The organism is Rhizobium indicum (genome assembly GCF_005862305.2).
Lineage (GTDB): Bacteria > Pseudomonadota > Alphaproteobacteria > Rhizobiales > Rhizobiaceae > Rhizobium > Rhizobium indicum.
In genome coordinates this window covers 201,392-224,710 of the sequence record NZ_CP054022.1, presented here as the reverse complement: position 1 = coordinate 224,710, position 23,319 = coordinate 201,392, and the positions used below count along the sequence as shown (strand labels likewise).

Genomic DNA, 23,319 nt, shown 5'->3' with positions numbered 1-23,319 from the left:
TTGAGCTCAATTCACTGGGATGTGCGGTCACCACCTTCGGCCGTGGCCACGATTTGCCCGAACCAGCCGTCGTCCAACGGCCAGTCGAGAAGTTGGGCGGCAGCCAGGAGCGCGCCGCCAATCGGGGGAAGTTTCGGCAAAACCGTAGGCCTGCCGATTCGCCGTTCAAGCGCCTCCAAAAGAAGCCGGCTCGAAAAAGTACCGCCGGCATAGGTCCAGTCGGCATCCGGATCACAGTGGCCGGCAATTGCCTTATGATGCTTCGCGAGTTCATCGGCGGCCTGCTCGATCAAGCCGACCGCTCCTTTGTCGCCGCCAAGTGCGATCTGATCGACGAGGGTCGAAATTGCTGCAATGTCCGCCCGTGCATTCGCCAGGGAGCTGGCCCAATCGCCGAGCCCATTCATGGGATTGCTCAAGTCGATGCCAAGGTGGTCAAACAGAGCCGTTGCGAGAGCTGTTGCCGGAGCGCGCCCGTCCAAGCTTTGGCTGACGAGATTGAGCGCCCTCTGCCCGATCCAATGGCTGCTGCCCTCGTCACCGACGAGATCTCCCCAGCCGCCGGTCCGCGCCGACTGGCCTTTGGAATTGCGCGCCCATGCCATTGAACCCGTGCCGGAAAGAATGAGGATACCCGGCTCGCCCGCAAAAGCACCGAGGTGCGCCGCGTCGACGTCGTTGAGGACGCGCCGGTGGACGTTTGGGAATAGGCGCTCGATCGCATCCCGCTGCAGAGCCGAAAGGCGTTCGACCTCCCCGTAGGCGGGCAGTGCTGCGGCGACGGCCGCCAGATTTCCTTCATCGCGAAAGGGAAGGAGATGCTGCTCCAGCTCCTGGAGCCAATTCGGATTGTCCATGGGATTGACCCCATGGCCGCGGGAACGCCGCAATATCCGCCCACGCTTGTCCGCGAGGGCAACCAGCACCTTGCTTCCGCCACCGTCGATGCCGAGGATCAGCGCGTCGCTCACTCTTTCGCCCTCAGATCCGCGATTGTTGCGTCGACGCCGAAGTTGACGAGTTCCTCGCGCCAATGCCGCGAAAGCCCGGAATCGGTAATGACTTTCGCAGTGTCCAGCGGCGCGACCTTGTAAGTCGCCATGGTTCCGAATTTCGAGGAATCGGCCAGGACGAAACGATTGGCCGACCGAGCCAGCATGCGCCGGTTGAGGCTCGCTTCCGCACTGTCCACGCTGTAGATCGCACCGTCGGAGCTGATGGCGCTGGCGCCAAGAAAGAGCTGGTCGAACCATAATGTTTCCAGCATTGCCTCCGCCTGAGGTCCGACAAGCGACGCATTCTCGCTGCGCAGCTGACCGCCGAGAAGCACCACTTCCAAATTCGGAATATTCAGGAATTCCTGCGCTACCGTTAGGCCGTTGGTGAATATCCTGAGCGGCATGGGGTTGATGCGAACGAGGCGCGCAAGCTGCAGGACGGTGGTTCCCGCGTCGAGAAAGATTGCCGTACGCGGATGAAGCAGATCGTAGGCCGCGGTGGCAATCGCCCGTTTGGCCGATAGATGGCGCTTTTCGCGCTCCTGAAATGCAACCTCAACCGACGATCCTTCGGCAATGCGCGCTCCACCATGCACGCGATCAATGGCGCCCTCCTGCTCAAGGATCTGCAGGTCTCTACGAACCGTGGCAAGCGATGCTCCGATCGCATCGGCAAGCGCCTGAATGGTCGAAAAGCCGTTCGCGTAGAGGTGGCTGCGAATGGCATCCAGTCGATCGACCTTCACTCCAACTGCCTGGCTCAACGAAAACCTCCCTCACGGCCGATCCCAATTTCGATCATGATTTCATTTCAAATGATCAATGTCAATCAATTTGATGACGTTTTTTGATTTATTGGATGATGCTGGAATGAAAAAGACGCGCCGTGAATCACGGCGCGCCTAAACGAATGAACTGCCATGCGCTTCTGGCTGGCTTATCCGCGGGATCTCACTGATATCTCGGCAACAAATTGCCGTGTGCATCGATCAGGTCGTCGACAAGGTTCCAGATTTGGTCTGGAGACAATTCCGCAGACGTATGCGGATCGAGCAGAGCGGCTTGGTAGATGCGCTCGCGGTTTTTTGTCAGAGCCGCCTCGACCGTCAACTGCTGAACGGAAACGCTCAAGTTCATGACGGCGGAAAGCTGAGAGGGGATCCGACCGACCCGGACCGGCTGAATTCCATTTCTGTCGACATGGCAAGGCACTTCCACAATGCATTCATCGGGCAGATTCTCGATCAGGCCGTTGTTTGGGACATTGCCGTATATCAGCGCCGGATTGCCAGTGACCGCGGCATGAATGATGCCGGCCGCATATTCATTGCTGCGGCACACCTCGATCGGTTTGTCGCCTTCCAGTTCTTTGCGCAGGGCATGCCACTCTTCGATCTGCACTTCGCAGCGCCGGATGTATTCGTCCAGCGGAATATTGAGCTGATCGATCAGATCCCCTCGTCCCTCCTTGATGTACCAGGAGGTATATTCGGAGAAATGCTCGCTGGATTCGGTGACGAAGTGGCCGAGCCGTTTGAGCACATCGAACCGCACCCGATCGTCCGGCGGAACGCGGCCATCGGCGGCGAGAGCGTTCAGTCTCGGATAAAGGTCTTCCCGCCGTCCATCGCTATGAACTTTCTCATATTTCAGGAAGAAGGCGACGTGATTGATGCCAGCCGAAACGTAGTTCACGTCGGCAATGTCCTCTCCGAGGCATTGCGCGAGATGCCCGGCTGTATGCTGCACACTGTGACACAGGCCGACGGTGCGGATTTCCGGGGCCAGATCCTTGATCGCCCAGCAGTTGATGGCCATTGGGTTGACGTACTGCATCAGAAGAGCCTGCGGGCAGACCTGCTGCATGTCTCGGCAGATCGCCTCAAGGACTGGTATCGTCCGCAAACCGCGGAAAATGCCGCCGATGCCAAGGGTGTCGGCGATCGTCTGACGCAAGCCGTATTTTTTTGGAATGTCGAAGTCCGTGACGGTAGCCGGTTTGTAGCCACCGACCTGCATCATGAGGATGACGAAATCAGACCCGCGCAGCGCTTCTCGCCGGTTGAGCGTGGCGTCGATCCTGACGTTTGAAAGCTTAAGCGACTCGCAGATCCGGCGAGCGACGATCTCTGACGTCTTCAGTCGCTCTGGATCAATATCGAAGAGACTGATGACGTAGTCGCCGCCTCTCTGCGAGGATAGGACATCTCCCAGAATGTTCTGTGCAAAAACGGTGCTACCAGCGCCTACCAGGCAAATCTTCGGCATTGCAATCTCCCTATCGGTTGTGATTGCTTACTGCTCCTTCTAGATCAGAATTTCTTCCTGACATCGGCCTATTAATTCCGGAATTCGAGTCTCAGACACATGAAACATCTCCAAAGCCGCGGCGAATGGATTGGATCCCGAGGGGAGTTCCTGATCGAGCGTCACATCGCTGATGCGATGGCCGCACCGCATTGGCACGACCACGTTGAAATAAACCTGCTCATGGCAGGCCAGATGACCTACCTTTTTAATGGAAGGCAGGAACAGGTGGAGGCCGGCCGCCTGGTTTTATTCTGGGCTGCAATTCCGCATCAGACGATCGCTGTTAGCGAAAATGCGCCGCTGGTATGCGTCTATCTTCCCCTTATCGATTTCCTGGGTCTGCCGGTGGACAGGAAAGCAAGGCAGTCGATCATGCAGGGGAGATTTCTGGCGCAGGCAAATCAGGAAACGATGGATGCGTTGACCCTCCCACGATGGGAAAAGGAATGGCAGTGCGGTAGTGCGGCAAGACGGAAATTGGTTGTGGAGGAAGCACGACTGCGAATACGACGTCTGATTCTGGACAATGCTGAAAGCGACAATTCGCCAACCCATGTTTCTCCGACATCGTTGGCCGGCCAGGCAGTGCGACACGTCGAGCTGCTGATCGACCTCATCAATTCCCGCTATGCAGATCCGGTAGGCGTAGCCGATCTCGCAAAACTCGCTGGCATGCATCCAAGCACCGCCAACAGCGCTTTCCGAAAGATTTTGGGAATATCAGTCAACGAATACCTGACCCGACATCGGATTGCCCGGGCGATGCAGCGACTGACGGACACGGAGGATCCGGTCCTCCAGATCGGTTTTGACTGCGGGTTTGGTTCCAGCAGTCGCTTCTACGAGATTTTCAAGGAGCGCACGGGGACGACCCCCCGTCATTTCCGAGAAGCGGTGAACTCCAAGAACACTCCGGCGCCTTGACGAATGGTCCGTCGGAAAAACTATTTGATCTGTTCGACTAGCGTGCGTCTACCAGGCAACGTTCTCTTCGCCGTCGTGATCGCCTGGTCGGCACGTGTTACGGCTTCGGCCTCAGCCTGTTTCCCAGATCATCCCCGGTCACAACGCGCCCCGCGGCGACGGGACGCCGACGCGAATGGCCTGCGAAAAAATCGGCGAAAGACCGTCGTCGTGCGCCCTTGCAGCGATGTGTGCGGCCGACCGAAGTTGCGACAAGGGAACCGAGGTGTCCAGCGCGCGCCGGTCATAGGCGTATTCCGGCAGGTATCCGTTGACGACGAGGCGCCAGTCCATCGGCACGGCGTCGCCTGCGACGCGCATCATCTTGACGATGGTCGTCGTGCAGTTGGTCGTCAGCGAATTGTAGAAGGCGGGCGTGGCCGCAAGGGCGTTTGCGTCGGAGACGTACTCGCGCAGAAGAAGCCTCGCAGCTGCAGGCGACGCCCTCAGGCGGTAGATCTGGACGTCCTCACCGCGAAAATTGGAGCGGAGGCCGATCACATCTCTTTCGTCTGCGGCGAGGATGACTAGAGGGCTGTTTTTGAAGAGGTCCGCCAGCGGCGAGAACGTGCCTCCAGAAAGGCGACGCACTTCGATAGACCACGCCAGATAGCGGCCGTCGTCGAAGCCGAAGCTCATGATGACATGCGCGATGGTCGGACCTGACCAGTACGACATGAACATGTCGACGGTCTTCAACTTGCTCAGGTCATAACTGCGCTTCGTCCATCGTTCCGTGAAGTCGGTGGCGCTGCGCCACTCGAAATCGCGGACATTTGTCAGCGTCAACAGATCACCGTCGAATTCGCCGGTGACCTGACGAGCGACGTCCGGAGCCCACGCTCCATTTGCCTGCGGCTCGATAGTGCTCCACCAGACGAGGACAAGGACGAACGCGGCCCCAAACGCGAGGACCGCACGAAAGCGCCTTCTGCCAAAGAGCGCCACGACGACGGCGGCGCCAAAAAGCCCGAACAAGATGGCGCTGGCTTGCCTGCCGACCTCGGGCAACGGCAAGCGGTACCAAAGCGCCAGCGACGACCAAGCCGATGCAAAGACGACAAGCAAGACGAGCACTGCAATGACGATCGCACGGGCCGGTCGAATCATTTTGCTTTTCCAAACGAGTTTGAAGCGTTCGTCCTGATCGTTGGACCCTATCGGTTTCCGGACACGAAGCCCAGAACCTATCCGAAGCGACAGGCCGCCGGATCCTCCATTTTGGTATGGCTTGAATTCCGCTGGCGTGACCGACGGTGCCAGCAGGCATGACAAAACCAAGATATTCTTCATGGAAACCGCCAGCGCAGATGAAGTCACTTGACCTCCCGATCGCATGCGGCTCCTGAAGAGATTCGAACCGCGGCAACAGATTGCCGCGCAATTGGCCAATTCGATCAACTGAAGGGGCGAACACTCAAAACTAAGACGTCGCAAGGCTGGATGGCACCGGCACCGAACCACGCCCGTCAAATGACGGACGCGGCTCAGCGGGAGGCGCCGAGGGATCAGCCTATCCGACTGCCTTCGGCGGAGAAGAGGTGGATTTTCTCGGATTTGGGCGCGACGTGGATTTGCTGGTCGGGTTTTATATCCAGCCGCCGGTGCAGCACGATGGTTGCCGTCTGCGTGCCGACACGCACCGAAAGATGGGTCTCCGCACCGGTCGGCTCGACAGTCAGCACGGTGGCCGGAATGCCCGTCTCCGCAATGTCGAGGTCTTCCGGGCGGATGCCGTAGGTGCGCGCCGCGCTTTGGCTCAATTGTGGCGGAAGCGGCAGGGACACACCGCCTTCGATACGGAAGCCGCCGTCGCTGACGCTACCCTCGAAGAGGTTCATCGACGGCGAGCCGATGAAGGCGGCGACGAAGGTGTTATCCGGGCGGTCGTAGAGATCGAGCGGCTTGCCGATCTGTTCGATGCGGCCGGCGCGCATGACGACGATCTTGTCGGCCATGGTCATCGCCTCGATCTGGTCGTGGGTGACGTAAACGATGGTAGTGCCAAGGCGCTGATGCAGCTCCTTGATTTCGCTGCGCATGGTCACCCGCAGCTTGGCGTCGAGGTTGGACAGCGGCTCGTCAAAGAGGAACACTTTCGGATGGCGTACGATGGCGCGGCCCATGGCGACGCGCTGGCGCTGGCCGCCGGAAAGCTGCTTTGGCAAGCGCTCCAGCAGGGGTTCAAGTGCGAGAATGCCGGCGGCTTCTCTCACCAGCTTGTCGATGGTCGCCTTATCGCGCCCCTGCAGCTTCAGGGCAAAGCCCATATTTTCGCGCACCGTCATGTGCGGATAGAGCGCGTAGGACTGGAACACCATCGCGATATCGCGCTCCTTCGGCGCGACGTCGTTGACGACGCGGCCGTCGATGCGGATTTCACCGCCGCTGATATCCTCTAGCCCCGCCAGCATGCGCAGAAGCGTGGACTTGCCGCAGCCGGACGGCCCGACGAGCGTGACGAACTCACCGTCCTCGATATCCGCGGAAACCCCGTGGATAACGGAGGCCGCGCCGTATTGCTTCAGAACCCGGTCGATTGCTACCGATGCCATTGTCTGTCCTCCCTCACAGTTTCAGTTGCCAGACGCCGGCCCCGGCGACGGCGCCGGTGAGCGTTGCCGAACGCGCGGCGGCAAAGCCCGGAATGCGTTTGGACCCCGTCCAGCGGCCGTTGTCAGCGAAGACCTCGATGGAGCCGGCATCGAGGAAGATGCGCAGGCTCGACGGTTTCGCACCGGCGGCGACGTAACGTGGCGGCGTCACACCGGTGCGAGCGTCGAAGACAATCGCCAGACCATCGGCATCGAGTTTCACGCCTAGATCGACATCCGGATGATCGAAGGTGAGATCGAAGGCGGCGCCCGGCTCGGTGAGATCAAGTACGATCTCGACGGCGCCGGTGCCGAGCGGCACGGTCTTGCCGGCGGCAAGCGCGGTGTCATCAAGCAACTGATGGCGCAGGCTTTCGACGGCTGCGACCGGCGGGGTCAGCACGGTGTCGCCGTCGAGAAGCAGCCGGCGCGGCAGGGTCATGGTCGTCGGGAAATCGTCCTTCTTGGAAAAATCCGTCCAGTTGGCGAGCCAGGCGATGCCGACCGGCTCTTCGCCATCAACGAAGGCCTGGAAGGCATAGGCATCCGAACCGAAATCCAACTCCTGCACGAACTCCGCGGTGAAGGTGCGGCCATCAAAACCGCCGACGGTGACGGAGGTGAGGTTGCGGCGGCCGGTGGCCGGGTCACGGCTGGTGAGCAGACCGAAGATCAGCGCCCAGCGGGTTTCTGCGTTTTTGCCGGAAAGCGGCACCATGCAGGGGCATTCCGCCGCCGTCATGCCGAAACCGTCCTCGCGATGGATGATGCCGAGGAAGGTCCAGCCATCGGCGCCTTGCGCGTCTGCGGTTTCATAGAGCAGGATGACGCCGCCCTGCCTGTCGCGGCTGCCGAGCAGCATCTTCCAGCGGCCGTCCGGGCCTTTGAAGACATAGGGATCGCGGAAATCGGTGGTGAGGTTCAAGCCTTCCGGGCGCAGCGGCATCACGGTTTCCGACGGGCCGGCGACGATGCCGTCGCGGCTGACGGCGGAGAGCTGGATTTGCTCTTCCGGTTGCCGGTCACGCACATGCTCGGTGTAGAAGACCCGGATCTCCTCGCCTTCCGGGCCGGAGCCGGGGATCGCCGAGCCGGAGAAGGCGCCGCCGCGGCCATCGTCCTTTTCCGATAGGTGCGCCGCCGGGAAGAGGAACATGGGCAGATGCCTCCAGCGGACGTAATCCTTCGAGACGGCATGGCCCCAGTGCATAGTGTTCCAGCGCGGCTCATGAGGATAATGCTGGTAGAAGAGGTGAGCGTTTCCGCCGAACCGTCCAAAACCGTTCGGATCGTTCATCCAGCCGAAGGGCGGGCGGAAGTGGTAGCTGTCGGGCACGTCGGGGGCGGCGGTGCGGGCATCGCTGTACAGGACGCGGATGCCCTCCTTCATCACGGTTTCCGGCCGGAAGGCATAAGCGACGGAGAGCGCTGTGGTTGTCACATCATAGGACAGCGTCGCACGACCGCCTTTCGCCAGCGTCACAGCGAAGAACTCAAATTCCCCCGTGCGGCGGGTCGAGGGCTCGCCGATGTCGTTGCCATCAACAGCGACGAAGAGCTTCGCCTCGCCGCCGGCATGGCGCGCCTTCAGCCAGAGATGCAGCACTGTGCCTTCGGGGAGCTCCGCTTCGATGGGTTCAGATGCTGACGTTTCGGACTTTGCCTGCAGAGACATAATCAACCTTTCACGGCGGAGCCGACGAATGAACTGACGAACCAGCGCTGGAAAGCCAGATAGAGAATGAGGACGGGGATCATCATCAGCACCGAGGCGGCCATGGCGCGGTCCCAGTAGATGCTGTCCTGTCCGAAGAAGGTGGCGATGGCGACGGCAATCGGCCGAGCATAGTCGGTCTGGGTGACCAGCGTCGGCCAGAGATACTGGTTCCAGCTTTCAATGCCCATGAGGATCGAGACCGTGGCGAGCGCCGGCAGGCTGAGCGGCATGTAGATCGACCGGTAGATGCGGAAGACCGATGCGCCATCCATTTCCGCCGCTTCATAGAGTTCCTTCGGCAGCTGCGCGAAGAACTGGTAGAAGAGGAAGACATAGAGCGGGCTTGCCACCCAGGGCAGGATCTGCACCGCGAAGGTATCCGTCAGCCCCGCCCGCGACATCATGACGACGAGCGGCATGATGATGCTTTCCTGCGGGATGACATAGAGCGCGACGACCAGCGCCAAGAGCGCCGCCTTGCCGCGCAGCGAGCCCCAGGCGAGAACGAAGCCTGCCATGGAATTGACGACCAGACCCGAGACGACCGTGGCGACAAGGATCACCAACGAATTGAAGAGATATCGGCCATAGGCCAGCTCGCCGGAAAAATGGGCGATCTCCTTGTAGTTCGACAGCGTCGGGTCGCTGACCCAGAAGGCGCGGAAGCTGCCCATGTCGGCGAGGATGCGGAAGCGGTCGTCCTTCAGGCTGGCGATCAGCAGCATGAACAGCGGCGAGATCATCACCAGCGCGATGACCAGGATGCAGAGGCTCTGCACGATGCGCAGGCTTCTCTTGCCGTTGCCCCTTGCGATTGCCAGCGGGACGGGCTGGGTCAAAGCGAGATCAGACATCGAAGCGCCTCAGGAGTTTGCGTTGCAGGAGCGCGATCAGAAGAACGATGACGAAGAGGATGACGGACACGGCCGATGCGTAGCCGAGTTTCTGCTCCTCGAAGCCGGCGCGCACCATATAGTGGACAACGGTTTCGGTGCTTTCGTTCGGGCCGCCCTGGGTGAGGATCGCCACCTGCGTATAGAGCTTGAAGGCCTGGATCGTGGTGATGACCAGCACGAAGACATGGGTCGGGCGAAGGCCGGGCATGGTGACGTGCCAGAAGCGGCGCAGCGCGCTTGCCCCGTCGATGCGGGCGGCATCGTATAGTTCTTCAGGAATGCCCTGCAGGCCGGCGAGATAGATGATCATCTGAAAGCCATAGGCCTGCCAGGCTGAAAGCAACACGATGGAGAACATCGCCCAGTTGGGGTCGCCGAGCCAGTCGATCGGCTGAATCGTGCCGCCGGAAAGGAAACCGACGATCTGGTTGAGCGGGCCGCTCGGGTACTGGAAAAGCGTGCCCCAGATGACGCAGACCACCACCATGGAGGTGATCGCCGGCAGGAAGAACAGGCCGCGCAGCAGGTTTTGCATCGGCAGCTTCTGATGCAAGAGTAGCGCGGTCAGGAAGGCGAGGCCGCACTGCAGCGGCAGCACCCAGACGGTGAAGCGCGTAACGTTCCACAGCGAGGTCCAGAACAGCGGATCGGTGAAGACGCGCTCGAAATTCAGGAGGCCGACGAAGCGCACCGGCGTCGGGCGCGGCACGAGCGGCTGGTTGGTCATCGCCGTCCAGAAGGACAAGAGGAACGGCGTGATCAGGAATATCGCCATAAGCAGAAAGGCAGGCGCGATCATCGCCATTTCCTGCCAGAGCCGCTTGTTGTCGCGGCGTTTCGCCGGACGTCGCAAAGCGGGCGTGGAGGTCTGTTGCAAAGTCATTGTTTCCTCCTCATCGGTCATCCTCCCGAGATAGTCCAGGGCCGGCCGGAGAGCCGGCCCGTCAAAACCCCTTACTGCTGCTCGTCGAAGGGCGGGTAGCCGGCGTTGTCCTCGATATCCTCGTCGATCTTCTTGGCGGCGGCCGTCAGCGCTTCCTGCGCGTCACCACCGTTGAAGATCTTGTCGACGGCCTGCATGAAGGCCGAGGTGATCGTCGGATAGGCCGGGTGCGGCGGACGGGCGATCGCGGTCTTGGAAGCCTGCTCAAAGGCGACGGCGAGCGGACCGCCTTCCGCATAGAGCGGGGATTCGGCGGCGAAGCTCTTCAGGCCCGGATAGGCGGACTGGGTCTTGGCGTACTCTCTGTATTCCTTGTCCTTCAGCAGGAAGCTCAGGAACTTGCCGGCGATCTCAGGGTTTTCCGAGGTCGCGGAAATGCCCCAGATCCAGGTTCCGTTCGGGCTCACGCCCTTGTCGCCGATCTTCGGCAGCGGCATGACGACGATATTGTCCTTCATCGCTGCCGATGCCTCCGCGTAGAACCAGTGGCCGCCCATGGCGAGCGCAGCCGGCTGTCCTTCGGCGTAGAACTGGTTGGTGCCCGACGAAGTCGGTACGACCCAGCCCTTCTTCACCCAGTCCTGCATCATCGTCAGCGCCTTGACGCAGGCCTCGCCATCGAGCGTGCCGCTGGCCTTCCAAGTCTTGCGGTCGATCAGGTCGCAGCCGGCGCTTTCGAGCAGGGGGCCGTAGGCATAGGTGATCCACTCGGTCTTGATGCCGTAACCTCGGAAGGTGTCGATCGGCCACTTCACGCCTTCGAGCTTGGAAAGCTTTTCGAGATAGCCTTCGAATTCCTCGCGGGTCCAGGCATCATCGACCGATTTCGGAATGCGGGCGCCAATGGCTTCAAGATATTTCTTATTGCCGTAGAGCACGACCGAGGAGTCGGTGAGGCCGATCGCATAGAGGTCCTTGTCGATCGGATAGGTGCCCTGGGCGATATTCGAATCCGTCATGTCATCGAGCAGGTCCTTGTCAATGAGCGGCTTGACGGGCTGTAGATAGCCGGACCAGACATAATTGGCGAGGAACGGAGCATCGAGTTCCATGATATCGGGCAGCTGCTTGGCCATGACGGCGGCGCTGAACTTTTCGTTATAGGCATCGTGCGGCGCGTAGATCATCTCGATGTCGACATCGGGATTGGCGGCCTCGAAGCGGGTGGCAACGTCGCCATAGGCCTTCACCCAGCCGGGATCGCCCTGGTGCATGACGTGGATGACGGTCTTCGCCTCGGCGAAACCGGCGGTCGCGACCAGGGCAGCGGACGCTAGGAGTGCGGAAAGTAAACGATTACCCATTAAAATCCTCATTTCGTATTCTCCTCCTGTTTGGCACTATTCGATGTTCAGACGGATGCCCGTTCGACCAGATGGAATGGCAGTTTATGCAGATGCGGCGGTTCGGGCTGCTCGGCCAGGAGGATCTCCATGGCAAGGCGGCCCATGGCGCGGTGCGGCAGGGCCATCGTCGTCAATGGCGGGTCCAGCCGCGAGGCCAGCTCGACCTGGTTGTCGAAGCTTGCCACCGCGATATCATCCGGAATGCGAAGGCCGGCACGGGCAAGCGCCGCATAGACTTCCATCGCCACGCGGTCATTGCCGCACAAGATGGCGTCAGGCCGTTGACCGGATTTCAGAAGCGCCTCCACATGAGAGGCAACAAGGCTTGGCGCGCGGTCGCTATAGACGCTGCGGCGCACCGCCGGCAGAACGCCGATGGGGTCGATGCCCCCCTCCTCAAGCGCCGCACGAAACCCCGTCTCGCGTAGCGTGCCGGCGAGAATGCCCGGCAGGTTGATGAAGGCGATGCGGCGGCGGCCGGCGACGAGGAGATAACGCACGATCTCCCGCGCGCCGCCCTCTTCGTCCGGCACCAGCGCGGTGACGCGGCCGGCAGCCTCGCGGCAGTTGATCATGACGCCGACGGCGCCCGCCAACCTGTCCGGCAGGGCGACATCCTTGTGGTACATGGCGGCATAAGCAACGGCGCGCGGCCGGAACTGCTGCACCTCGTCGAGCACCGAGCCGATAGACTGGCCGCTGCGGTGGTTGACCGCAAAGACCGCCATGCCGGCGCTGCGGGCCGCCCCGTCGAGGCCACGCACGATCTCGGTGGCGAAGGGCGAAGTGATGAGGCCGTCGGAGACGACTCCGACCAGCGGCAGCCAGCCCTGACGCACGCCACGCGCCGCAAGGTTGGTCACGTAGCCGAGTTCTTCCGCAATGGCTTTGACCTTCTGGCGCGTATCGTCCGACATGCGGGCGGAGCCGCCGTGCAATGCGCCGGAAACCGTCTTTACCGAGACGCCCGCACGTTCCGCGATGTCAGAAAGAGATGCTGCCACGATCCTCACCATCCTCCTTGGGTGATCGATTACCCAATAGTCGTGGCGGACGCGTTTTGTCAAGCGGCTTTTTACGCGCACTGCTCAGCGTTCCGAACACCTATCTGTCAATCGGCGCACAAACTGCCCCCTATCGGCGCGCAATCTTTACCCCCTGTAGACGATCAGCGCTTGGCCTGCCCGGCGCTGGTCGGGGTTGCCTCTGCTGCCGAAATGACCGCCGATCCGAGCGGAGTTACAAGTGACGTTTGGCCGGTACGACGCGCCGTCCGGTAAATGATGGCTCTAGTGGAGCGTGCCGCTGATCACCATTTTTGACACGAATGCGGAAAGAAGCTGGCTATCGAAATGGCCCGGCGAATTCATCATCATGTTGATCGCCTCCGCTTGCGAGAAGGCGCGCTTATACGGCCTGATTGTGGTCAGCGCTTCGTAAACGTCACAAATCGCCGCAAGCCGGGCGACGTAAGGGATCTTCTTTCCGGCGAGCCGGCCAGGATAGCCCGAGCCATCGAACTTTTCATGGTGGTAGCGACAAATGTCGAGCACCGGCTTCGGGACATGCGCGACATGGGAAACCAGCTCATATCCCCGCTGAGGATGCCCGCGGACAAGATCCATTTCCTCGGCCGTCAGTTTACCGGGTTTCGTCAAAATTTCGTCCGGGAGCGCCATTTTTCCAAGATCGTGAACCAGTCCGCCGAGTCCCAATACCCGCACATCCTCTTCTCCATGACCGAGGCTGCGCCCTAGGGTGATCATCAACGCGCTTACCGCCAGCGAGTGGAGGAACGTCAGCTCATCTTTTTCCTTCAGCTTTGCGACTGCGATCAGCGCGCCGGCGTTGTCGAAGGCTGCCGACATGATCCGCTCCACAGCTGCGCTTGCCGCATCACTGGCGAAAGAAGCTTTGATCCTGGCGTGGGCAAGCATTTGGCGGATCTGCGGTCTTGTATCCTCGACGCATTCCCTCGCCTGCTTGATATCCTTCGCCGAAAACACGGCACGAAGCTGGGTGTCAAACGCAGCCCGGTCGATGTCCTGTGCCCCGCCCGGATCGACATCCGCGCCTTTTCCGACGTCGATAACAACAGTCATCAGGCGGTTTGCCATCAAACTCTCGACCTGACCGGCGGCCGAGATCAGGAACGGCTTGAACCGGCGTGTCCTGTCTTCTCCCTCAATCTCGACGTCCTCGACATACATTCCTACCCGCAATTGGCTGACATGTATCCGTTTTCGCATCTCTGATCCGTTCAAAATAATCTTGGTACTCAAGCGTTGTCTCAGGTATCCGGGGCTGGCCCGAGCGCGAAAACCTCGCTCAGGCTATAGGGCTCCGGCACGGGTCTTGTCTTGGTTGAGCCGTTGTCCATGCTGCTCTAAAATGGCCGCGGCAACCGTTCGATCGACTGCTTTCGAAAACAGATAGCCCTGTCCGAGCTTGCAGCCGAGCTGGCTCAATTGAACAGCTTGGGGTTCTGTTTCAATCCCTTCTGCGACGACCCGGATCCCCAGCTTGTCAGCTATTCCGATCAGGCCCTCAACGATGAAGGTCCCAGCGTCGCCCGGCACCATGCGGTCGATGAAGGACTTGTCGATCTTGATGATGTCGACCGGCACCGTCAGCAGATGGGTCAAAGACGCGTAGCCCGTGCCGAAGTCGTCGAGGGCAACCCGCAAGCCCTTGGACCGAAGAGCCTTTATCTCGTCCGCTACGACATAGTCCCGTTGTCCGAGATAAACCGATTCCGTCACTTCGAGGATGATGTGCTTGAGAGGAACCTCCGCGTCCCCGAAAATTCGGCACAGCCTGTCTTGCAGATTGCCGCCACGAAAATCTGCGGCGGACAGGTTGATGCCGACATGTTGGAGAGGAAGGCCTCGGGCGAGCCAGCTGCGGATGTCTTTCGCAACCCTCAGCAACATCCGTTGGGTCAGCTCAGCAGCAATATGCGCGTCTTTCGTCGCCTCATGGAAATGCGCTGCTGCTATGATTTGGCCGGAAGGCGTGGTCATTCGACACAAGGCTTCGAAACCAACAATTTCCCGCGTATCCAGGCGCAAGATCGGTTGGTAATGCGCGTCGATCCGATCGTCTTTTAGGGCGATGCCCACGTCCCGAACCGCCCTGAAGCGTCTGGTGAGGGCGGTGCCCAGGCCGGGATAGTGTTGCACGTACCGGCCACGGTTGTGTTCTTTCGCATGATAGAGCGCCACATCGGCGTTCTGGCGGGTCTGATCGGGGTTTGTTTCGGTCTCTGCCAACGCGCCGCCAATCGTCGCGGCGGGAAAGACGACATGGCCGTCGCACGTTGAAGGAGAGGACAGTGCTTCGAGGATGGCGGATGCCCTCGCATTCAGATCAAGGTCTTTGTCGTCCGATACAATGACAGCAAACTCATCTCCACCAAGCCTGAACGTGTTTTTGGCGCCTGCTGTCGCGGAGATCCGGTCTGCAACCACTTGAATCAATGCGTCGCCGGCTGCGTGCCCGAACGTGTCGTTCACCAGTTTCAAGTTGTCGATGTCCACCAGCAAGATGCCCCAGGCGCGCCGGGATCGAGGCAGATCTTCGGCGAGAAGCTGGTTGAAACGAGCACGATTCGACAGTCCCGTCATAGCGTCGCTGTATGTCAGTCGCTGACGTTCCATCACCCGTTCTTCGCGATCGATGGCGATTGTGCAAAGATGGACACAAGCCTCGACGAGGTCCCGTTCGACGGCCTTCGGAGCGCCGTGTTCTCGATAATAGAAGGCGAAGGTGCCGATCACCCGCTCGCCGCTCTTGATCGGGCTGGACCAGCAAGCCCGCAACCCTAGCGGAAGAACCAGAGACTTGAAGTCCTGCCAACGAGGATCGGTCTCGATATCGGTGACAACGACCGCTTCTCCAGAATAGGCAGCGGCACCACAAGAGCCCGCAAGAGGTCCGGCTTCAAGATTGTCGACAGCCGCTGAATAGTCAGGCGGAAGGGAGGGTCCAGCAAGTGTGTGAAGACGGCTCCCGTCGAACGTCAGCACCGAAGCGGTGATCCCAGGAACGACGGCCTCGACCCTGAGGCAAAGTTGCTCGATCGTTGTTGCCAGCGGTTCCCCTTTGGCAATCATTTCCAGAATGGCATTCTGCAACTCAAGGATCATGACGTCACTTCCCGGAAGGAGACCCTCCGTACCAAACCGACTTTCAAATCAGGTTACGCCGTTGATTAGATTTTGATCGAATGAACGCACTCGCGAGCCATCAGCGACCCAGCCCCCAAGCGGGGTAGAAGGTCCAGACCGGTCGATCGGCTCACGGAGGCCTTGAACGATCGATTGTGGGACTCATCTCCTTTGCTCGTGGAACAGACGTTCCGGGCTGTGAACGGGTGTGATGCCCGAGTGGGCGCATGCCCGGGGCGCCTCTGATCGGCGGGCTTGGCGCCCTGTTCGACGGTGCCCATGCCGTTTGAGGCAGACGCCCTCGACCGTTGGCTTGCTTCATTCAGATGTCACGGAGAGCAGAACATGACGAAAGTTCCAACTATCGCCGGTATCTGGCGCGGCCGCACGAAGCCGGAATTTGCTGATGAATACGAAGCTTACAATCGCGCTGAGGGAGTTCCGCCACTGCTAAAGACGGCGATCGGCGTCCAATTGCTGCGCGAAGATCGGAAGGATGAAACATGGTTCACGACGATCTCCTACTGGGCCGACATGCAATCGATGACGGCGTTTACGAAAGGTGATCCGGAGCAGGTTCATCATCTGGCGCGAGATGCAGAACTAATTTGCGAACTTCCCGAGCGTATCCAGATACATAAGATAGTGGTCCCGCCTAGGCTGCGCTGAGAACCCCCGCCCTTTCGCATATCTCTGTGACGTCTCTGCTCCGTCTTGAAAGATCAATGCGCGCGACATCGGCACGAATCCAAAACGTTTTGGCTTGACTCCCAAAACGTTTTGGAGAATCTTTTTCTCACCTCGGGAGGAAGATCTTGGCCAATCTCAAGCAGCTCGCGCAATCGCTGGGACTGTCGATCACCACGGTGTCGCGTGCGCTCGACGGTTATGCCGATGTGGCGGCCGCCACGCGCGAACGGGTTCGAGAGGCTGCCGACAAGGTCGGCTACCGACCGAATGCTTCGGCCCGCCGCCTCCGCAGGCAGCGCGCCGAACTGGTTGCCGTCACGCTGCCGAGCGATCCCGGCCATATCGGTCCTCCGCATTTCCTCGATATGTTGTCCGGCTGTGCCGAACACCTTGCCGCCGCCGGCCTCAATCTGGTGATTGCGCCGGTGCCGCGCGGCGAGAGCGAGCTCGACATCTGCCGCCGCTTCGTCGATGGCCGCCGCGTCGACGCCATGCTTCTCGTTCGCACCAAGCGGAAAGACGAGCGCGTCGAATTCCTGCAGTCGCGCGGCATTCCCTTCGTCACCAATGGCCGCACCGAAAGCCTGCTGCCCCATCCCTATATCGACGGCGACGGTTTTGCCGGATTCCGGGCCGCGACGCTGCGCTTCCATGCCGCCGGCCACCGCCGCATCGGCCACATCGCCGGCCCGCAGGAATATTACTTTGCACATGACCGCTGCCGCGGCTGGCGGGCGGCGATGGAGGAATGCGGCCTTGCCACCGACCTTTGTGCCGAAGGCGCGCCGCTGGAACAGGGCGGTTATCTCGCAGCACTCGAACTTCTGCGCCAACCCTCGCGTCCGACCGCACTCGTTTGCGCCACCGACGAAATGGCGATCGGGGCACTCCGGGCGCTACGCGAGCTCGATGGCGGCAACCAGATCAGCATTGTCGGCCATGACGACCTGGCGATGGGCGCATTTACCAGCCCGCCGCTCTCGACCATGCGCATGACCGGTGAAAACCTCGGCGCGAGCTTCGCCTCGCTGCTGCTGCGCGCCATTGCAGGCGAGCCTGCCGAAGAACTCCAGGAGCTTCACGCGATCGAATTCGTCGATCGCGACAGCCACCGCCGTCCGCTTAGGGCGGCATAGACAGCAGTGCATCTCAAACAAAGAACAATGAAGGAGGAGAAGATGAAACATATCATGTCATTTGGAATTCTGGCTTCCACCGTGCTGGCCTTCGCCTCGCCTGTGCTTGCCCAGACGGTTTTCGTGTCCACCCAGCTTCGTCCGATCGAGGAAGCGACCGTCGTGCGCGAGGAGCTGCTGAAGGACGTCGGCTCGGTTGATTACGTGGTCGAGGAGCCGCCGCAGTTTGCCGTCCGCATGGAGGCCGAACGTCAGGCCGGCAAACACACCGTTAGCCTCGTCGGTGCGCTGCATGGCGAGCTCTCGCCCCTTGCCGACAAGGACACGCTCGAGCCGCTCGACGATCTCGCCAACAAGCTGGCCGCGAGCGGCATGCCACAGTCGCTGCTCGACCTTGGCAAGCTCGGCAAGTCGACCCAGCAGTACATCCCCTGGATGCAGGCGACCTATGTGATGGCTGCCAAGAAGGAAGCGCTGCAATACCTGCCTGCCGGCGCCGACGTGAACGCGCTGAACTACGATCAACTGATCGAGTGGGGCAAGAATATGCAGGAGGCGACGGGCCAGCCGCAGATCGGTTTCCCGGCCGGCCCGAAGGGGCTGATGGCGCGTTATTTCCAGGGCTATTTCTACCCGTCCTTCACCGGCGGTGTCGTGCGCACCTTCCAGAGTGCCGATGCTGCCGCCGGCTGGGAAAAGCTGAAGGCGCTGTGGGCCTATGTGACACCGAACTCGACCAATTACGACTTCATGCAGGAGCCGCTCGCTGCCGGCGAAGTCATGGTCGCCTGGGATCATATCGCCCGTCTGAAGAATGCCATTTCCGCTGCACCGGATGATTATGTCGTCTTCCCCGCCCCCGCGGGTCCCAAAGGTCGCGGCTACATGCCTGTCGTCGCGGGTCTCGCCATTCCGAAGGGCGCGCCTGACAAAGCCGGCGCAGAAAAGATCGTCGAACACCTGTCCATGCCGGACACGCAGCTCCTGACCGCCTCCAAGGTCGGCTTCTTCCCGACCCTCAACGTCAAGCTGCCGCCGGATCTCGATGCCGGCGTCGCCCTCCTTGCCGGTGCGGTCACGGCCACCCAGGCTTCCAAGGACGCGGTCATCTCGCTGCTCCCAGTCGGTCTCGGCGACAAGGGCGGCGAGTTCAACAAGGTCTACATGGACAGTTTCCAGCGCATCGTGCTGCAGAACGAGCCCGTTGCAGACGTGCTGAAGACCCAGGGCGCGACGATGGCCAAGCTGATGGCCGATACGAAGGCTGCCTGCTGGGCGCCCGATGCCAAGAGCGACGGCCCCTGCCCGGTCGAATAAATCTACCTGAGAAGCGTCCGGGCGGAATGCCCGGGCGCTCTTCCGACACTCTGCTCGTCAAGGCCGGAGCCGATGACCAATAGCCGACCCTGGATCCCCTATCTGCTGATCCTGCCATCCGTCGCCTTTCTGGCGCTGCTCTTCGTCGTGCCGCTGGTGCAGACGATCTGGCTGGCGGTTTCGGACAATGGCGCGCTGTCGCTCGCGAATGCCGAGCGCATGGTAACCGACATCAATTTCACCCGCTCGGTGAAGAATACCTTCCTGCTGACGATCGCGGTCGTGCCGGTGCAGATCGCCATTGCGCTTGCCATGGGCACGATGGTCGCCAAGGTCGGCCGCGGGCGCGAGACGATCCTGTGGATCTGGACGATCCCGCTCGGCATTTCCGACCTCGCCGCCGGTCTCGTCTGGCTGTCGATCCTGCAGAATACCGGCTATCTGAATTCGCTGCTCTTCGGTCTCGGCATCATCGGCAGGCAGGCAAGCTGGCTCTCCTACCAGACGCCGGTCGCGCTCTTCATCGCCATTGCGGTTGCCGAAATCTGGCGCGGCACGGCCATCGTCATGGTCATCATCGTCGCCGGTCTCAACCAGGTGCCGAAGGAGTTCAGGGAGGCCGCCGAAATTTTCGGCGCAGGCCCGTGGACGCGCTTCTGGCGCATCACCCTGCCGCTGATCCGCCCCGCCCTGCAATCGGCTCTCATCCTGCGCACCGTGCTCGCCTTCGAAGTCTTCGCGGTGGTCTATGCGCTCGGCGGGCGCAATTTTCCGGTTCTCGTCGGCGAGGCCTACAACTGGCAGAACCAGAACCAGAACTACAGCGTCGCTGCTGCCTATGCGGTGCTGATCATGATCATCTCGCTTGCCGCCACGCTCATCTATCTGAAAGTCTTGAAGGTCGATCCGGAGCGCCTGCCATGACCACGGATACCATCAGTACGGCCAAAGACACACCCAAAGCCGCCGGCTTCGTCTCCTCGCGGCGCTGGCTGCTGTGGAGCGGCATCGCTGCGCTTTGCGCCTGGGTGCTGGTGCCGATCTATCTGGTCGCGCTCGGCGCGCTTGGCGGTCGGCAGGGCGTCTACATCTGGCCGAAGACCGGGCTTCCCACGGGCATATCGCTGGAGCCCTTCATTCTCTTCCTGAAGACCGAGGGCGTCGTCCAGTCCTTCCTCAATTCGCTGGGGGCAGCCAGCATCACTGTGGCGCTTTCAATCTTGCTCGGCGCGCCGGCAGGTTACGCGCTCGCCCGCTACGATTTCCGCGGCAAGGACAGCTACCGCCTTCTGGTTCTACTGACCCGCGCCTTTCCGCTGGCAATCCTGGCGCTGCCGCTGACGGTCTCCTTCATCCGGCTCGGCCTCTACGATACGATCGTCGGCGTCGGCCTCATCCATACGGTCCTGGCGCTGCCCTTCGCGGCACTCGTCACGCAAGGGATTTTCCTCGGCGTGCCGAAGGAGTTGGAGGAAGCCGCCTGGGTGTTCGGCTGCACCCGCATCCAGGCCTTCTTCAAGGTGGTGGCACCCTTGGCGCTTCCCGGCATCGTCGCAACCGCGGTCTTTGCCTTCGTCATCTCGTGGAACGAGGTCTTTGCCGCCTCGGTGCTGACGGTGCGCAACCGCACGCTGACCGCCTACCTGCTGACCGTGCTTTCGGAAAGCCCGATGCATTACCGTTTTGCCGGGGGCCTGATGCTCATCCTTCCCTCGGTTGTCTTCATCTTCGCGGTCAGGCGCTACCTCTTCGCGATCTGGGGCATTTCCTCCAAATAACGGGACCAGAGATATGGCCAATATTGTCATCGACCGCATTCGCAAGAGCTTCGGAGCCTTCCAGGCGCTGAAAGAGGTCTCGCTGACGATCAACGACGGCGAATTCGTCTCGCTGCTCGGCCCGTCCGGCTGCGGCAAGACCACGCTGCTGCGCATCATCGCCGGCCTCGAGACGGCAACATCGGGAGATGTCCGTATCGGCGACAAGTCGGTGATCGGCTTGCCTCCCAAGGATCGCGGCCTTGCGATGGTCTTCCAGAACTATGCCGTCTTTCCGCATATGACGGTCTACGAAAACGTCGCCTTCGGGCTGCGGATGCAGAAGGCCGACGACGCACGCGTGAAGGCGCAGGTCGAGAAGGCCGCCGGCCTGTTGCATATCGAGCAATATCTCGACCGCTACCCGAACAAGCTTTCCGGCGGCCAGCGCCAGCGCGTCGCGGTCGCTCGCGCCCTTGCCGTCGAACCGAAGGTTCTCCTGATGGACGAGCCGCTTTCGAACCTCGACGCGCTGCTCCGCTTGGAAATGCGCACCGAACTCAAGACCGTGCTGCAATCGGCAGGCACCACCACCATCTACGTCACCCACGACCAGACGGAAGCGATGGGCCTTTCCGACCGCATCGCCGTCATGCATGGCGGCGTGGTCGAGCAGGTCGGCCATCCGGTCGAGATCTATAATCATCCGGCGACACGTTTCGTCGGCGGCTTCATCGGCAACCCGCCGATGAACTTCATCCAACTGCCGGTTTCGAACGGCCAGGTGGCGGCCGGTACAGAACAGCTTGTGGCGCCGCAGGAATCCGGCAATCAAATCATCCTCGGCCTGCGCGGCGAGGCCGTCGAACTCGCGCCATTGCCGCAGGGTCTCGAAATGCGGGTGCGCGTTGCCGAGCCGATGGGCTCGCACCTGCTTTTGACCGGCTCGATCCACGACCAGCCGGTCCGTGTCATCCTGCCGGCCTCGGAAACCGTGAAGAGCGGCGACACGATCGGCCTGAAGCTCGACCAGAAACGCATTACCTGGCTTTCGCCCGAAAGCGGCAAGTCCTTTCCGGCCGTCCTGGCCTAAGAATACCGGAGCATCCAGAATGAACACGCATATCGACCAGGCGAAGCGCATCCTCGCCGTGAACGATCGCGGCGGCTATACCGTGCCGACCGACCGGCTCTATCCCTTCCAGTGGAACTGGGATTCCGCCTTCGTCGCCATGGGCTTTGCGCTCTACGATACCGATCGCGCCTATCGGGAGCTGGAGCGGCTGGTCGAGGGCCAGTGGGCGGACGGGATGATCCCGCATATCGTCTTCCACGCGCCCAGCGATACCTATTTCCCGGGGCCGAACGTCTGGCGTACGAAGCATCCGACCCCGACTTCTGGCATAACCCAGCCGCCGGTCTTCGCGATCGCACTGCGCAAGCTGTATGAGGCCGCCGGCAAGGATGCCGAGGCGCGCACTCTCCCCCTCTACGAAGCGGCGCTGAAATGGCATCGCTGGTGGTACTCGGCGCGCGACCCCGAAGGCACCGGCCTCGTCGCACTCCTGCATCCCTGGGAAAGCGGCAGCGACAATTCTCCCGCCTGGGACATCGCGCTCGCTCGTGTACCCACCACCACCGATACCCCCGTCGTGCGCAAGGATACCGGCCATGTCGATGCCGACATGCGTCCGCGCGACGAGGATTACCGCCGCTTCATCCATCTCGTCGATACTTATGCCGCTTGCGGCTGGGATCCGGCGAAACAATGGGAAAAGGCACCGTTCAAGGTCGCGGAGATCCAGACGACCGCCATCCTGCTCAAGGCCGGCGAAGATTTGGAAGCCCTCGCCCGCGAGTTTGGCCGGATGGACGATGTCGCCGAGATCGCCGCGTTGAATGCGCTGACCCGCAAGGCTATCCTCGCCCAGTGGCGCCCCGCCCTGTCACGCTTCGTCTCGCGCGATCTCGTCTCCGGCGAGGATATAGAGGCCGCGACTCAAGCCGGCTTCATCCCCCTACTCTCACTAGACCTCGAAAAGCCGATCGCGGATGCGTTGGTTGACGAGATGAGGGCCTGGTCCAAGAGCCTCAAGGTCGCCTTCCCCACAACCAAGCCCGGCAGCGCAAGCTGGGAACCGAAGCGTTACTGGCGCGGCCCCGCCTGGGCGATCATAAACTGGCTTCTGATCAACGGCCTCAAACGCAATGGCCATGCGGATGCCTCCGAAGAGCTGCGAAAATCCACTGTCACGGCGATCGAAACGGAGGGTTTTGCCGAATATTTCGACCCCGTCACCGGCGAAGGCTGCGGCGGCCTCGGCTTTTCCTGGACGGCTGCTGCGTATCTGTGGCTTGAGCGAGGCGTAGACCCTGCCTGAGCGTGGTGTCGCGCCTAACAAGCCATTTTCGCGATCAGCGCTCCAAGGATCGCTTATATGTAAAGCGTATGATTTAATCATACGGCATGCTATAAGGAGATA

General features: G+C 61.0%; 20 protein-coding genes. 8 read left to right on the top strand and 12 right to left on the bottom strand.

The genetic code is table 11. The features are described 5' to 3' along the window. Positions 1 to 11 precede the first annotated feature (11 nt). From FFM53_RS25460 to melA, 3 genes are all read right to left on the bottom strand, one after another. Entirely contained in the window at positions 12 to 971 is a 960-nt protein-coding gene (locus FFM53_RS25460) for an N-acetylglucosamine kinase (protein WP_138388962.1), read from the bottom strand. Continuing rightward, positions 968 to 1,762, bottom strand: coding sequence for a DeoR/GlpR family DNA-binding transcription regulator (locus FFM53_RS25455; RefSeq protein ID WP_138388963.1), 795 nt, complete (start codon positions 1,760 to 1,762; stop codon positions 968 to 970). The genes FFM53_RS25460 and FFM53_RS25455 overlap by 4 nt, the downstream gene beginning before the upstream one ends. Positions 1,763 to 1,949: 187 nt before the next feature. After that, positions 1,950 to 3,266, bottom strand: coding sequence for an alpha-glucosidase/alpha-galactosidase (gene melA / locus FFM53_RS25450; protein WP_138388964.1), 1,317 nt, complete (start codon positions 3,264 to 3,266; stop codon positions 1,950 to 1,952). A 99-nt stretch (positions 3,267 to 3,365) separates the two neighbouring features. Here melA and FFM53_RS25445 point away from each other — a divergent pair, with 99 nt between their 5' ends. Then, positions 3,366 to 4,232 carry a helix-turn-helix domain-containing protein gene (locus tag FFM53_RS25445; protein WP_138333060.1) on the top strand — a complete coding sequence of 289 codons (867 nt, stop codon included), beginning with the start codon at positions 3,366 to 3,368 and terminating at the stop codon, positions 4,230 to 4,232. 138 nt (positions 4,233 to 4,370) lie between these two features. Here FFM53_RS25445 and FFM53_RS25440 read toward each other — a convergent pair whose 3' ends face one another. The 9 genes from FFM53_RS25440 to FFM53_RS25400 form a co-directional block, all read right to left on the bottom strand. Next, a complete protein-coding gene (locus tag FFM53_RS25440) occupies positions 4,371 to 5,381 on the bottom strand; it encodes an Lnb N-terminal periplasmic domain-containing protein (protein WP_138389002.1) in 1,011 nt (336 codons plus the stop codon). Positions 5,382 to 5,779: 398 nt separating this feature from the next. Then, the gene (locus FFM53_RS25435) at positions 5,780 to 6,826 is read right to left on the bottom strand and encodes an ABC transporter ATP-binding protein (protein ID WP_138388965.1); all 1,047 of its coding nucleotides are present in this window, start codon (positions 6,824 to 6,826) and stop codon (positions 5,780 to 5,782) included. Between the two features lie 13 nt (positions 6,827 to 6,839). Then, positions 6,840 to 8,540: a glycoside hydrolase family 32 protein gene (locus FFM53_RS25430; protein WP_138388966.1), complete on the bottom strand. Its 1,701-nt coding sequence runs from the start codon at positions 8,538 to 8,540 to the stop codon at positions 6,840 to 6,842. A gap of 2 nt (positions 8,541 to 8,542) precedes the next feature. Continuing rightward, the gene (locus FFM53_RS25425; protein WP_138388967.1) at positions 8,543 to 9,436 is read right to left on the bottom strand and encodes a carbohydrate ABC transporter permease; all 894 of its coding nucleotides are present in this window, start codon (positions 9,434 to 9,436) and stop codon (positions 8,543 to 8,545) included. After that, positions 9,429 to 10,361, bottom strand: a complete 933-nt coding sequence (locus FFM53_RS25420; RefSeq protein WP_003550718.1) for a carbohydrate ABC transporter permease — start codon at positions 10,359 to 10,361, stop codon at positions 9,429 to 9,431. The genes FFM53_RS25425 and FFM53_RS25420 overlap by 8 nt, the downstream gene beginning before the upstream one ends. Before the next feature lie 71 nt (positions 10,362 to 10,432). Next, positions 10,433 to 11,725, bottom strand: a complete 1,293-nt coding sequence (locus FFM53_RS25415; RefSeq protein ID WP_062941620.1) for an ABC transporter substrate-binding protein — start codon at positions 11,723 to 11,725, stop codon at positions 10,433 to 10,435. A 47-nt stretch (positions 11,726 to 11,772) separates the two neighbouring features. Continuing rightward, complete coding sequence (locus tag FFM53_RS25410; protein WP_138388968.1) at positions 11,773 to 12,783, bottom strand: LacI family DNA-binding transcriptional regulator; 1,011 nt, start codon at positions 12,781 to 12,783, stop codon at positions 11,773 to 11,775. Between the two features lie 273 nt (positions 12,784 to 13,056). Further along, positions 13,057 to 14,016: an HD-GYP domain-containing protein gene (locus FFM53_RS25405; RefSeq protein ID WP_171597976.1), complete on the bottom strand. Its 960-nt coding sequence runs from the start codon at positions 14,014 to 14,016 to the stop codon at positions 13,057 to 13,059. Positions 14,017 to 14,100: 84 nt separating this feature from the next. Beyond that, complete coding sequence (locus FFM53_RS25400; RefSeq protein ID WP_138388969.1) at positions 14,101 to 15,915, bottom strand: putative bifunctional diguanylate cyclase/phosphodiesterase; 1,815 nt, start codon at positions 15,913 to 15,915, stop codon at positions 14,101 to 14,103. 366 nt (positions 15,916 to 16,281) lie between these two features. On the opposite strand from FFM53_RS25400, the gene FFM53_RS25395 reads away from it, so the two are divergent. From FFM53_RS25395 to FFM53_RS25365, 7 genes are all read left to right on the top strand, one after another. After that, positions 16,282 to 16,605 carry an antibiotic biosynthesis monooxygenase family protein gene (locus FFM53_RS25395; protein WP_138388970.1) on the top strand — a complete coding sequence of 108 codons (324 nt, stop codon included), beginning with the start codon at positions 16,282 to 16,284 and terminating at the stop codon, positions 16,603 to 16,605. A 146-nt stretch (positions 16,606 to 16,751) separates the two neighbouring features. Next, positions 16,752 to 17,762 carry a LacI family DNA-binding transcriptional regulator gene (locus tag FFM53_RS25390; protein WP_138388971.1) on the top strand — a complete coding sequence of 337 codons (1,011 nt, stop codon included), beginning with the start codon at positions 16,752 to 16,754 and terminating at the stop codon, positions 17,760 to 17,762. 42 nt (positions 17,763 to 17,804) lie between these two features. Beyond that, a complete protein-coding gene (locus tag FFM53_RS25385; RefSeq protein ID WP_138388972.1) occupies positions 17,805 to 19,079 on the top strand; it encodes an ABC transporter substrate-binding protein in 1,275 nt (424 codons plus the stop codon). A 72-nt stretch (positions 19,080 to 19,151) separates the two neighbouring features. Further along, a complete protein-coding gene (locus tag FFM53_RS25380) occupies positions 19,152 to 20,003 on the top strand; it encodes a carbohydrate ABC transporter permease (protein WP_138333078.1) in 852 nt (283 codons plus the stop codon). Next, positions 20,000 to 20,857, top strand: a complete 858-nt coding sequence (locus tag FFM53_RS25375) for a carbohydrate ABC transporter permease (protein WP_138388973.1) — start codon at positions 20,000 to 20,002, stop codon at positions 20,855 to 20,857. Before FFM53_RS25380 ends, FFM53_RS25375 begins: the two co-directional genes overlap by 4 nt. A gap of 13 nt (positions 20,858 to 20,870) precedes the next feature. Continuing rightward, complete coding sequence (locus FFM53_RS25370) at positions 20,871 to 21,929, top strand: ABC transporter ATP-binding protein (RefSeq protein WP_138388974.1); 1,059 nt, start codon at positions 20,871 to 20,873, stop codon at positions 21,927 to 21,929. A gap of 19 nt (positions 21,930 to 21,948) precedes the next feature. Further along, positions 21,949 to 23,217, top strand: coding sequence for an MGH1-like glycoside hydrolase domain-containing protein (locus FFM53_RS25365; RefSeq protein WP_138333084.1), 1,269 nt, complete (start codon positions 21,949 to 21,951; stop codon positions 23,215 to 23,217). Positions 23,218 to 23,319 lie beyond the last annotated feature (102 nt).

Bases quoted from the DNA above. Each gene is read 5' to 3' on its own strand.
- FFM53_RS25405 (WP_171597976.1), bottom strand. From the start codon at position 14,016: ATGCGAAAACGGATACATGTCAGCCAATTGCGGGTAGGAATGTATGTC.
- melA (WP_138388964.1), bottom strand. From the start codon at position 3,266: ATGCCGAAGATTTGCCTGGTAGGCGCTGGTAGCACCGTTTTTGCACAG.
- FFM53_RS25400 (WP_138388969.1), bottom strand. From the start codon at position 15,915: ATGATCCTTGAGTTGCAGAATGCCATTCTGGAAATGATTGCCAAAGGG.
- FFM53_RS25380 (WP_138333078.1), top strand. From the start codon at position 19,152: ATGACCAATAGCCGACCCTGGATCCCCTATCTGCTGATCCTGCCATCC.
- FFM53_RS25375 (WP_138388973.1), top strand. From the start codon at position 20,000: ATGACCACGGATACCATCAGTACGGCCAAAGACACACCCAAAGCCGCC.
- FFM53_RS25385 (WP_138388972.1), top strand. From the start codon at position 17,805: ATGAAACATATCATGTCATTTGGAATTCTGGCTTCCACCGTGCTGGCC.
- FFM53_RS25445 (WP_138333060.1), top strand. From the start codon at position 3,366: ATGAAACATCTCCAAAGCCGCGGCGAATGGATTGGATCCCGAGGGGAG.
- FFM53_RS25410 (WP_138388968.1), bottom strand. From the start codon at position 12,783: ATGGTGAGGATCGTGGCAGCATCTCTTTCTGACATCGCGGAACGTGCG.
- FFM53_RS25425 (WP_138388967.1), bottom strand. From the start codon at position 9,436: ATGTCTGATCTCGCTTTGACCCAGCCCGTCCCGCTGGCAATCGCAAGG.
- FFM53_RS25415 (WP_062941620.1), bottom strand. From the start codon at position 11,725: ATGGGTAATCGTTTACTTTCCGCACTCCTAGCGTCCGCTGCCCTGGTC.
- FFM53_RS25365 (WP_138333084.1), top strand. From the start codon at position 21,949: ATGAACACGCATATCGACCAGGCGAAGCGCATCCTCGCCGTGAACGAT.
- FFM53_RS25430 (WP_138388966.1), bottom strand. From the start codon at position 8,540: ATGTCTCTGCAGGCAAAGTCCGAAACGTCAGCATCTGAACCCATCGAA.
- FFM53_RS25370 (WP_138388974.1), top strand. From the start codon at position 20,871: ATGGCCAATATTGTCATCGACCGCATTCGCAAGAGCTTCGGAGCCTTC.
- FFM53_RS25435 (WP_138388965.1), bottom strand. From the start codon at position 6,826: ATGGCATCGGTAGCAATCGACCGGGTTCTGAAGCAATACGGCGCGGCC.
- FFM53_RS25420 (WP_003550718.1), bottom strand. From the start codon at position 10,361: ATGACTTTGCAACAGACCTCCACGCCCGCTTTGCGACGTCCGGCGAAA.
- FFM53_RS25395 (WP_138388970.1), top strand. From the start codon at position 16,282: ATGACGAAAGTTCCAACTATCGCCGGTATCTGGCGCGGCCGCACGAAG.
- FFM53_RS25440 (WP_138389002.1), bottom strand. From the start codon at position 5,381: ATGATTCGACCGGCCCGTGCGATCGTCATTGCAGTGCTCGTCTTGCTT.